11 protein-coding genes are annotated in these 11601 nt (G+C 46.2%); 5 read left to right on the top strand and 6 right to left on the bottom strand.

Translation table 11 applies throughout. The features are described 5' to 3' along the window. The first annotated feature begins 85 nt into the window (after positions 1–85). The 3 genes from mphJ to ACM6JA_RS11720 all read left to right on the top strand — a co-directional run bounded on the left by mphJ (position 86) and on the right by ACM6JA_RS11720 (position 2099). Positions 86–1012 carry a macrolide 2'-phosphotransferase MphJ gene (gene mphJ / locus ACM6JA_RS11730; protein WP_414852423.1) on the top strand — a complete coding sequence of 309 codons (927 nt, stop codon included), beginning with the start codon at positions 86–88 and terminating at the stop codon, positions 1010–1012. A gap of 143 nt (positions 1013–1155) precedes the next feature. Further along, a complete protein-coding gene (locus ACM6JA_RS11725) occupies positions 1156–1473 on the top strand; it encodes a hypothetical protein (RefSeq protein WP_414852422.1) in 318 nt (105 codons plus the stop codon). 116 nt (positions 1474–1589) lie between these two features. Then, positions 1590–2099 (top strand): PepSY domain-containing protein, encoded by a 510-nt coding sequence (locus tag ACM6JA_RS11720; RefSeq protein WP_414852421.1) that lies wholly within the window; start codon positions 1590–1592, stop codon positions 2097–2099. A 55-nt stretch (positions 2100–2154) separates the two neighbouring features. On the opposite strand, the gene ACM6JA_RS11715 is transcribed toward ACM6JA_RS11720, so the two are convergent. Together ACM6JA_RS11715 and ACM6JA_RS11710 are read right to left on the bottom strand one after the other, a co-directional pair. Next, complete coding sequence (locus ACM6JA_RS11715) at positions 2155–2679, bottom strand: DUF420 domain-containing protein (RefSeq protein ID WP_414852420.1); 525 nt, start codon at positions 2677–2679, stop codon at positions 2155–2157. A gap of 187 nt (positions 2680–2866) precedes the next feature. Then, positions 2867–4246 (bottom strand): amino acid permease, encoded by a 1380-nt coding sequence (locus ACM6JA_RS11710; RefSeq protein ID WP_414852419.1) that lies wholly within the window; start codon positions 4244–4246, stop codon positions 2867–2869. Between the two features lie 387 nt (positions 4247–4633). Here ACM6JA_RS11710 and ACM6JA_RS11705 point away from each other — a divergent pair, with 387 nt between their 5' ends. Continuing rightward, on the top strand, positions 4634–4978 hold the full coding sequence (locus ACM6JA_RS11705) for a carboxymuconolactone decarboxylase family protein (RefSeq protein ID WP_414852418.1): 345 nt from the start codon (positions 4634–4636) through the stop codon (positions 4976–4978). A gap of 74 nt (positions 4979–5052) precedes the next feature. Here ACM6JA_RS11705 and ACM6JA_RS11700 read toward each other — a convergent pair whose 3' ends face one another. From ACM6JA_RS11700 to ACM6JA_RS11690, 3 genes are read right to left on the bottom strand one after another with little or no spacing between them, the layout of a single operon-like run. Continuing rightward, positions 5053–5994, bottom strand: coding sequence for an alpha/beta hydrolase (locus tag ACM6JA_RS11700; protein WP_414852417.1), 942 nt, complete (start codon positions 5992–5994; stop codon positions 5053–5055). Between the two features lie 13 nt (positions 5995–6007). After that, positions 6008–7078 carry an LLM class flavin-dependent oxidoreductase gene (locus ACM6JA_RS11695; RefSeq protein ID WP_414852416.1) on the bottom strand — a complete coding sequence of 357 codons (1071 nt, stop codon included), beginning with the start codon at positions 7076–7078 and terminating at the stop codon, positions 6008–6010. Positions 7079–7119: 41 nt separating this feature from the next. After that, positions 7120–8343: an MFS transporter gene (locus ACM6JA_RS11690; protein WP_414852415.1), complete on the bottom strand. Its 1224-nt coding sequence runs from the start codon at positions 8341–8343 to the stop codon at positions 7120–7122. A gap of 250 nt (positions 8344–8593) precedes the next feature. On the opposite strand from ACM6JA_RS11690, the gene ACM6JA_RS11685 reads away from it, so the two are divergent. Next, positions 8594–9175, top strand: coding sequence for a TetR/AcrR family transcriptional regulator (locus ACM6JA_RS11685; RefSeq protein WP_414852414.1), 582 nt, complete (start codon positions 8594–8596; stop codon positions 9173–9175). Positions 9176–9248: 73 nt separating this feature from the next. On the opposite strand, the gene ACM6JA_RS11680 is transcribed toward ACM6JA_RS11685, so the two are convergent. Continuing rightward, on the bottom strand, positions 9249–11219 hold the full coding sequence (locus ACM6JA_RS11680; protein WP_414852413.1) for a methyl-accepting chemotaxis protein: 1971 nt from the start codon (positions 11217–11219) through the stop codon (positions 9249–9251). Between the last annotated feature and the right edge of the window lie 382 nt (positions 11220–11601).

Here is an 11601-nt window from a genome sequence, read left to right as displayed (position 1 = left end):
GGCTCAACCATTTTCAAAAACGGAATGGGATGAGTTTATTCGTGTTTGATTGATTTTAACTATTCATAAATGAGGTGTTTTTGTTATGTCAAAAAACAATGTAGAGCAAATGCTTGCACTCGCGAAAAATAACGGAATCCTTGTAGACCCAACTACCGTGAAGGTAAATGAATCCGGCTTAGATTTTCTTGCGATTTTTGCAAGTACGATAGATGGCGTTCCATGGGTATTGCGCCAACCACGACGGGACGATGTCGTGGAGACAGCTCGTTATGAGAAAAAGGTGTTAGATCTCGTTGCCAAACATCTACGTGTCGAAGTACCGAATTGGCAGGTTCACACTTCTGAATTCATCGCTTATCCAATCCTGGGTGGCACCCCGATGGCGACGATCAATATGGAAACTAAAAATTATGATTGGTATTTGAATCCTGAATCTCTACCTGAACTGTGCATACAAACGTGGGCAGAAGCATTGGTGGAATTACACGGTATTCATCATGATCTTGCTCGCGATGCTGGTATCCGCGTCAAGCAGCCTAGCGAAGCACGAGCAAGCCTTCGAGAAAAGATGAATGAAGTCAAACGTGTCTTTGGCGTTTCTGGGACGCTATGGGATCGATGGCAAAAATGGCTTGCGGATGACACATTCTGGCCTGCTCACTCTGCTCTTGTGCATGGTGACCTCCATCCGGGGCATATCCTGGTTGCTGAAAACGGCAAGGTAACGGGGCTCCTGGATTGGACGGAGGCCGAGGTCGCTGACCCTGCCATTGATTTCACGGTCTTTTACATGTTGTTCGGAGACACTGGCTTGGCCGATTTCATCCAACGGTATGAGAAAGCAGGAGGCCGTGTATGGCCGCGTATGCATGAGCATATTGCAGAAATGACATCAGCGTATCCCGCCATTCTTGCCACCTTCGCGTTGAAATCAGGGCTGGAAGAGTTCAAGATCATGGCACGACAAGCTCTAGGTGTCGACGAAAACGGCAAAGAGATCTCTTCATAGATAAACCAACCACCGTCCCCGTTTGGAGGCGGTGGTTTTTCTAAGTAAATAGCTACAATGAGCCATTACTGACTTGGAAATAAGGTGTTACAATAAATCGGCTCATTTGGACAATCCTTTACTAAATAGATGGAGTGAATATGATGAAGCGAGGACTTCTTATTGGCATTGGTGCTGTAGTCGTAGTAGCAGGCGTGCTTTCCATTCCTGTTGAGGCAGGCCCCTCACCCGATACACGAATCATATTGGAGCACACAAACAAAACGTATATTTCACCGCCCTGTTATGAGCAAGCAAACAAAACCAACAATCTAGCCGAGGCCAATATTCAAAAAGCGCAGGAATTGAATTATCAGCCAGAATCCAGCTGCACGGCAAATTCACTTGCCCCCATCAAGCAACCGATTGCTTCTGTACTCGCCGCAAATCTCGGAATCAAACAAGGCCGATGGGCTTGGTAATAGCACTACGTTCTGGTTCACGAATTGTTCAAGTAAAATAGCTCATCTGAGCCATCTCCTTTTATCAACAAAGTTTATATAATCATCAAGAACGTCATCGAGAGGAGTAACCCTGCATGCTATTTAAAAAGTGGAACCGTAACTTCCACCGTTACATCGGACTCATCGTTAGCCTTTTCTTACTGATGTGGGCCATTACTGGTTTTCTCCTGTTAAATGTCCCTTGGTATCAGGAAAAAGCCACAGACTTGAAAACGACAATGATCGAGGTACCTGCCCAACCAGAAAAGCTAACCATCTCCTATGTGGGTGAGAAGTTAGTAGAAACTGGGGAATATTCTTGGGATGAAATCAGATCGATCGCAAAATCAGGTGACTCTTTCAAAGTGTACGTCAGCAGAGATCCAATTTTGCGGCTGACTGTTTCTTCCGAAGGGCACATCACAGCCTTGAAACAAGATCCCATTTTAGATTTCTTCTACGGACTGCATGTGGGCGAATGGGAAGACCTCAATTATGTGACTGTGTTAGAGATTGTCTCCATCTTAACGGCTTTTCTTGTCGTATCCGGGCTTATTTATTTCCTGCCCAAACGCTGGTTTAAGAAACGTGAAAAGAAAATATAAAGGCTTCGTCCATAAAAAAAGAGCGTTAGCTATAGCAGCTAATGCTCTTTTTTGATTAATAGTACGGAGAAATCATGATGTAAACAATGACGCCCGTCGCACTGACATACAGCCACATCGGCATCGTCCAGCGGGCAATTTTTTTATGTTTTTCCACCTTCATGTTGAGTCCACGTGCAGTCGTAATCAACGCAAATGGAACGATAATCGCCGACAACAAAATATGTGTAATCAAGATGAAGTAATAGATCGGTCGCACAATTCCCTCTCCCCCGTAGGAAGTACTAGGTGCCATTCCGTGGTAGACCACATACGAAACCAGGAAGAGAGCTGTTGTGGAGAAGGCTGCAAAAATATATCCTCGATGCATCTTAATGTTTTTGTACTTCACGATGGAAACAAGCGCGGCAATCAAAAATACAAAGGTGAAGCTGTTCATGACCGCATTAAAAAACGGCAGAAACGTCAGGTCGAGATGGCTGAAATCATTGTTTTTCGGCATGAAGTACAAGATGGCGATAAGCGTGTTAATCGCTATGGTGAGAGTAACGATAATCGGTGTATAGTTGCGTTGTTTCATTCTTATGCTCCTTTTTTCTCAGATCATGAATGAGTATCCCGCTTTAGTCTACCCATTGACGAGCCCGGACATTGGCAGCTGAAGACGGTTAACCAGTCCAGTCATCCTAATGATAAACGAAGTAGGTATGCCGTACAAAGGCGATTTGATGAACAAAAAAAGGACCAACAAATGTTGGTCCCCTTCGTTATTTCTTGTTTGATTGCTCGTCCAATGGTACTGCCTTGCTAACTCCTAGTGCAAAGAAGCTGATGACCACAATCGCCAAGAAGACAATTCCGGCAATCAGGGAAACGCGTGTGTCATCATTGATCCACATACCAATGAGTACCATGATGAGAAAAGCAATGGTCAAATAGTTGCTCACTGGGGCAAAAGGCATTTTGAATGGATGGTTGTCCATTTCAGCACCCTTTGCTTTTCGGAATCTGATTTGACTGATCAAAATGACAAACCACGGTACCATACCAGGCAGCACACTCGCACTGTACACATACACGAAGAGATTTTCTGGGGCGATATAGCTTAAGATAACCCCAATGCCCAGACCAATCAGCACACCAATCGTACCTAACAACGGCACACCATTCGAAGACAGCTTCGTAAAAATTTTCGGGGCTTGGCCATTAACACCTAAGGTATACAGCATACGCCCTGCACTATAAATCCCGCTATTACAGCCAGACATAGCAGCAGTGATCACGACAAAGTTAATAATACCTGCAGCAGCGGCAATACCAATTTTCGCAAAAGTAGCAACGAACGGACTGCCGATTGCCTGTAATTGATCCCAAGGGTAAACGGTTACAATAACAAAGATCGCACCGATATAGAAAATCAAAATACGCCAAATGATACTTTGGATCGCACTCGTTAATGTTTTTTTCGGGTCTTTTGCTTCCCCCGCGGTAATCCCGATGAGCTCGACACCTTGATACGCCCCAATCACCAAGGAAAGTGCGAAGAAAAAGCCTGTCCAACCGCCCGTAAAGAATCCGCCATTCTCCCACAGATTCGATAATCCGATTGCGTTTCCACCATTTCCAATGCCAAAGAAAATCAATCCAAACCCTGCAATAATCATCAAAACGATCGTGACAATTTTGATCATGGCAAACCAAAACTCAAATTCACCAAATGATTTTACCGAGACCAAGTTTGCTGCACCCAGAATCACCATGGCAATAATGCCTGGAATCCAAGGCGGTAAATCCGGGAACCAATACTGCATATACTGCCCGACGGCGATGATCTCTGCCATCCCGACAATGACCCACTGAAACCAGTTACTCCAAGCCGTCATATAACCTGCTAACGGATGGATATATTTATGCCCAAAGGTCGCAAATGAACCCGTACTTGGTTCCATATACAACATTTCACCCATTGCACGCATGATGAAAAAAATAAAAATTCCTACAATTGCATAAGCTAGCATGACGGATGGGCCTGTCCATTTGATCGTGCTGGCTGACCCCATAAATAGCCCAACACCGATCGTACCGCCCAAAGCAATCATCTGAATATGACGGGCTTCCAGGCCTCTCTTCAGTTCCTTGTTTCCCACGTAAGCTTCCTCTTCCTCTCTGCTGCTGGCGGTATTTTAAGATTGCTTCTAGTCATTCTCATTTTATTGATTGAAAAACTGCCCCTTAAATCTCTCTTCACTTCTTATCAAGCATTCCTACTGGTTAGTAAGATTATTCACCTCTCTTGCCTCACACTATATTTATTGATTACTTCATATATTTTAATATATTTTTATAATATCCACAATTATATTTACAAGGAAAATACTTGATAACAAAATATGTTGGCATTCAAGAAGAAGAAAAAATACGTGACAAATCAATTAATTCCAGATGTGATCCTACCTCCATAAAGGATAAGCAGTATGAAAATTTCCCAGCAAAGAAATACTATCAGCGATTTTAAAATAGGAGGAAATGGAATCATGGAACACTATTTGGCCGAACAGTATCGTGAAGGACTGCAATCTTTTGGACAGCTGATGCCAGAGGCCTTACAAGCATATAATGAATTCACCAGCCTATGCTTTTCGTCCGGTGAATTGTCATCCAAGCATAAGCATTTGCAGGCACTGGCCGTCTCCCTCTACGCTGGAAATGAGCACTGCATTGTCTATCATTTGGAAGCAGCTCTCAACGACGGAGTTTCCCAAAAAGAAATTGCTGAAACAGTAGCGGTAGCCGGAGCATTCGGCGGCGGAACGACCCTTTCGCATGGAGTCATATTAATCAATGAAGTGATGGAGGAAAAACAGGGAACGATTCAATGAGAAGATGACCGAAAAAAAGCACAACAATCACCGAGATCTTCCTCGTTCGGTTGTTGTGCTTTTTGCCTCATCGATTATTTAGGATTAAGCGCTCTTGCCATCGCATCCACATAGCTTTGGCTGGCGCGCTGGCTCACTTCCGCTTCGGGGACAAACACTTCAAAGCAGTGGTAGCATCCGGGATACAGATGAAATTCTACATCTACGCCCGCTTGTGCAAGGCGCGTCACATATTCGATCGTCTCATCTCGGAACAGATCGAGCTGTCCTACGCACGTATAAGTCGGCGGCAGCCCCTCCAAGTTTTCTGCTCTCGATGGCACCGCATATGCGGATACCTGACTGTCGTCGGCACCTTCGCCTAGGTACATGCTCCACGCAGCCAAATTGTTTGTCCGGTTCCAGGTTGCATTTTCAGCCTCAATTTCATAGCTCGACGCTGTACGATTACGGTTGTCGATCATTGGATACAACGGCATTTGGAAGATAAGCGCCGGTCCGCCTTTGTCGCGGGCCATTAAAGCAAGTGCTGCGGTCAGCCCCCCTCCCCCGCTTGCACCAGCAATCGCAACCCGGTCCAAATCGATGCCGAGTGACTCAGCTTCGTCTGTCATCCACGTTAAACCGGCGTAACAGTCATGGATGGCAGCTGGATAAGGGTGCTCGGGAGCCAGACGATAATCGACTGATACGACGACACAATTAGCCGCTTGTACGAAGCGTTCGCATAGAGCGTCATCCATATCGGGGTGCCCCATCACATAGCCTCCTCCGTGAATCCACAGCATGGCTGGAAGCTTACTGCCTGTTCGCTGAACGGGCTCGTATATTTTAGCTAGCATCTCTCCTGCTGCGCCCGGAATCATTCGACTTGTGGTACGTACGTGCTCTGACTTCACAATAGGCGGATTTTTCAGCATGGCCCTGCTCGACTCCAAATTTTCTTCGAGTTGAAAACCAGGGAATTTTGCTAATGTTTGGTTTAATTCCGGCAGTACTCGACGATGAAAATCCACGTGAATCCCTCCATTAAGCAAATGTTGATTCTTGCTGTGTCTCTGCTTCCCACTTGGTTATTTCCTCTCGCACCCGAGGCGCTACCTCTGTTCCTAGTAGCTCAATGGCTCTCATTACCTGTTCATGCGGCATCGTGGATATTGGCACATACATCATAAAGCGCGTCATGCCTACATGTTTGCGAAGGTGGATGATCTTTTGAGCAACCGTCTCCGGATCACCTACATACAATGCCCCTTCCAAGCTGCGTGCGGCATCGAAGCTAGCACGGTTATAATGCGCCCAGCCCCGCTCCCTACCGATTTTATTCATTCCTGCTTGTGTAGAAGGAAAGAATGTATCTGCCGCCAGTTCCGTATCTTCTGCAACAAATCCTAGTGAATGTGACCCAACCGTTAATCGTGTTACGTCATGACCAGCGTGCATGGCCACCTTCTTGTAAAGCTGCACAAGTGGTGCAAACTGCCGCGGACTTCCACCAATGATCGCTAGCATCAGCGGCAATCCCAGCAGACCTGCACGAACAACAGATTCCTGATTGCCTCCGCTGCCAATCCATATGGGTAAAGGATTCTGAACGGGCCGTGGATACACGCCCAAATTCTGAATAGCTGGCCGATGACCGCCCCTCCAGGTTACTTTTTCGGACGCCTGTATTTTAAGGAGCAGTTCCAAATGTTCTTCAAACAGCTCATCATAGTCATTCAATTCATAGCCGAACAAGGGAAAAGACTCGATAAAGGAACCCCGTCCCGCCATAATCTCTGCCCGTCCATTCGAAATGCCATCAAGTGTAGCAAAATCTTGAAAAACACGCACTGGATCAGCCGACGAAAGCACTGTCACTGCACTGGTCAGCCGAATCCTTTTTGTCAGTGACGCAGCCGCAGACAGCACCATTGCTGGAGAAGAAGCTGCATAATCCTTGCGATGATGTTCACCTATGCCAAATACATCAAGCCCAACCTGATCAGCGAGGACGATTTCCTCGACAACTTCACGCAATCGCTGTGCGTGGCTCATCACTTCACCTGTCTGAACATCCGGTGTCGTTTCCACAAACGAAGTAATCCCAATCTCCACAGGCCATCTCTCCTTTTGCAAAATTTATATCAGTCAACAGCTCATGAAACTCGTCTGGTCACTGCCCAATACAACAGAGCCAATGTACTGACAGAGGCTCCGAGCAAGCATACTCCCTCCCAACCAAAATGCGCATATGTATAGGTCGAGGCAAAGGAGCCAGCAGAAGAGCCGATCGAATAGAAAACCATATACCCTGCCGTGAGCCGACTCCGCGCCTCTGCACCCAGGGTGAAGATCATACTTTGATTCGTAACATGCACGGCCTGTACCGCCAAATCAAGCAAAACTATACCTATCGCCAAGGCAAAAAGCGACTGTTCTGTATAGCTGATTAGCAACCAGGATAGTAACAATAGGCTCAAAGCAAAGCCCGTCGTTCTCTGTCCATAGCCTCGATCTGCAAGCTTCCCTGCCCTTGCTGCAGCTAACGCTCCGGCAACTCCTGCGAGACCAAACGCCCCGATCGCCGTATGCGACAGAGATAATGGCGGCGCACTCAGAGGCAGTACCAATGGCGTCCACAAAATACTAAAAGCAGCAAAAATCAGCATAGCCAGAACAGAGCGAATACGTAATAGCCGTTCTTGTGCGAACAACATCAGTACAGACCTAAGCAACTGGAGATAGGATAGCGGCTTTACCTCCCGCTCACTATTTGGCAATACCCGAAATAATACGCAAACCATTACCAATAGAAATGCAGCAGAGACCAGATATACGGAACGCCACCCTGCAAGATCTGTTAATATCCCCGCAATGGTTCGCGCTAGAAGTATGCCAATGACGATTCCACTTGTAACGCCTCCAACCACTCGCCCTCGCTCAGCAGGGGCAGCCATTGTCGCCGCAAATGCAACGATCGTCTGTGTCACAACGGCTAGCAAGCCTACCGCAGCTATACCTGCGAATAGTACCGTGCTGGTGGAGGCAGTCCCTACGATAACCAGCGCTACCACAGACAAAAACATCTGACCGATAATCAGGCGGCGCTGATTCAATAAATCGCCCAGCGGCACAAGCAATAACAGTCCTACTGCATAAAAGATTTGAGTAAGGGTGATGAGAATCCCAATGATGGAATAGTCAATTCCGAACTCAATAGACAAATGATCAAGTAGTGGTTGCGCGAAGTAGATATTCGCAACTGACATCCCGCAAGCAACTGCAAACAATAGTGTTACATAGCGAGGCATGGGAGAGACTTGCACTGAATCCGCCTTCCTATCGGCTTTGGCCGTTACTTTTTCAATAACCTCCTCCATCTGACTTCACCTAACCTCCTTTCATTTTTCGTTGAGAACAAAATAACATACCGATCGGTACGTTATGGTGCCCAGTAAATATATCCCACTATTTCTTTTTCTGTCAATACCATTCTTTTCTCGTTAAAATAAACCGTCCTGAAATTGACAAGACAGATGAAAAACAATAAAATATAAAATACCATTCAGTACAAAACATCTATTGACTGTTACATAGATTCGAATACTTGAGTAATGAGAGGAACTCTTTATGGCAAGAACACGCGAATTTGACGAAGAAAAAGTACTAGATGCAGCTATGCAGCTTTTTTGGGAGAAGGGGTATGAAGCTACCTCATTAAGTGATTTAACTTCCCGAATGGGCATCCAGCGCCCCAGTATTTACTCAACCTTTGGGGACAAAAAAGAATTGTTCGAAACCGCACTACGTAGATACACGATGTCTCGTGCTTCCGAGATACGAACGAAGCTTCAAAACCAGCCATCCGTAAAAGAGGCATTTCGCCATTTTTTTAAAGAGGTAGCCGACGAGGAATATACGGAAGGTCTCAGCCGAGGATGCTTTTGCATTAATACCATGGTCGAGCTTGCCCCTCATGATGAGAAATTTGAGATTTTGACAAGGGAACATCAAATGTACCTCTCCGTCATCTTTCAAGAAACAATCGAGCGAGGTATCCAATCAGGTGAACTCGATTCGAGTATAGACGCGAAAGCTACCGCACAAGCGCTTATCGTATCGTTAATTGGACTGACCGTAATCATGAAATCTCGTCCAACACGATCATTTGTTGATAATTCGATAGAAGTTACACTCACCTTACTTAGGTAACCATTTGAATCAACTTGGACAAAAAAAGACCAACATATGTTGGTCTTCTTTCTCTTTATCACTACAACTACTGTTAGCGCTCCAATTTAAAGCGCTGCACCAATGACTGCAACTCTTCAGCAATGTTGGCAAGATTTCCTGCCGAAGCCGCCACTTCCTCCATCGAAGCATTCTGTTCTTCACTGGCTGCGGCGACTTGGTCGACCTCTTGTGCAGTGGCTTGGCTCATGGCGCTCGATTCACCAAAGGCTACAAGCATCGATGTATTAGATTGCATCAACCCTTCGCTGACGCGAGCTACTTGAGCGAGGTGAGCGTCAATGCGGTTAATGGCCTCATACATCTCCGTAAAACGTTGCTCAACCGATTGTGTCAAATCACTTCCCGCTGTAGCAGAATTCACACCTTCCTCTGTGCGTCTTACCATGTGAAGGACGCGATTCTGAACCTCGCCGATCAGACTGTCGATCTTTTCAGCAGCAGAACCTGTCTGATCAGCCAGCTTCCGTACCTCATCAGCGACGACAGCGAACCCGCGGCCTTCTTGCCCGGCACGTGCCGCTTCAATAGCTGCATTCAACGCTAGCAAATTCGTCTGAGAGGCGATATCTTGGATGAAATTCGTCACCCCGCTAATTTCTCCAGCAACCCGTTTTAACTCCTCCATCTCATCTTTTGAACGAGTGGAATGCTCCACGATCATATTCACCTGTTGTCTCGCCGCTCCAAGGGACTCCTCCCCAGTACTGGCCAGACCTGTAATAAGCTGCGACATTTCCGTGCTCTCACGCAGGATGCGGATGGCATCATCCAGCTCCTGTTGCGCTTGAGTCGCCGATTGCTTCACGGTATCAATACTCCGATTCATATCTGAAGACATCGACGCTATTTCTTGCATGGAGGCAGCGACTTGTTCAATCGTTTGCACGTTCTCCTCCGAATTCGCAGACAAATGATGGGAGGAAGCAGAGATTTGCTCGGAATGATCGGTAATTTGACGCAGAACATCGGACAACGATTGCGACATCGTATTGAAGTTGGATTGCAGCTGCCCAATCTCATCTATTCTTCCACTCTCGATGGACCTGACTGTCAAATCCCCCTGCGCAATCGAGTCGGTCAGTTGCTTCAATTGCAGGATTGGTCGCACAGTCCGTTTCATGAAGATCCAGACAAACAAGGCAATAAGGGCAAGCAAAAGCACGATAAACATGAACGATATCCGCAACAGTGGCCCCGTTTTTTGATTGATTTCACTCCAATCAATCACGGAAACGACGTTCAATCCGAGCGAATTTTGCTTGTTGAAATGGTAGTATTCACGAAGCTCGTCAACGTCCATTTCGAAAGACCCCTGCTCTTGTTCACGCATCACTTGGAAGCGCTCGTCTTCAAGCGGCTTGCCTTGTGGGAATCGCGGATGCGACATCGTTACGTTGTTCTGATCGAACAGGCTGACATATCCCTTTTCACCGATCTTGTACGTCTTTACCAGCTCGTTTAAGTGATCGATAGAAACGTCGATACCCGCTACTCCTGTACCGCCCGATACCGTCTTGGCAAACGTAATCACGTAGCTCCCACTGACCGCGTCGATGTAAGGGGGCGTCACAACGATCTGCCCTTTATGCTGAATCGCTTGCTTGTACCACTCACGCGTAGTCGGATCAATTTCCTTCTTCGCCGAGTTGTAGTATCGATTGTCGTAGTACATGAACGCAGCCAAGACATTGTCAATGTCTTTCTCTATGTTGTGGATACGATCATAGATATACGAATCCGCATTTTGCCCCGGAGGAACTTGAACATCCGCAAAGCTATCGATCGTAACAGAATAATCTCGATACGAATTATTGAGTACTTGTGTAATCATCGTGGTAACCGATTCAACTTGGGATAACAATTCGCGCTCTAATTGGTTCCGTGCCAGTTGTGTCAAGGAAAGGCTCAGAACGACAGAAGGAACAACGATAAGCAAGACGAGAAAAAACAGCATCTGCTTGGATAGCGATGCTTTATAGCCGGTAAACATCTTTTTGATCATCTGTGATGACTCCTCTCTTATGGAAATAAGATAACTAGCTGCTGTGAGAGCAACAGAACAAACCGTTTTTTGCAGCCCAAACACCGCCTCACAAGTCGACTAAAGGCGTACTGATAGACGGCCAAGCCCCATAACTGTGCTGACCTTCTCCAAGTTCATGTAAAGTATATTTTCCCTATTACTATCACTCTGAAACTTCACTGCACCCAAACACGGCAGTTTACTAATCTTTGTAAAATTTAAATACCTAAACAGTAGTAGCTCTGGAGGTTTTTTCAGTGTATTTTCAGAGGAAAATACCGGGTAATCCAAGCAAGTAGCCATTTAAACAGTTGTTTGAAAACGGCTCAGTTGTTCACGATACCGTTTCATCCGCACTCGT

Origin of the sequence: Brevibacillus sp. IT-7CA2, assembly GCF_949767855.1 — a bacterium.
GTDB lineage: Bacteria > Bacillota > Bacilli > Brevibacillales > Brevibacillaceae > Brevibacillus.
The sequence above is the reverse complement of the archived record's forward strand: the minus strand, read 5'-3'. Positions and strand labels throughout refer to the sequence as shown.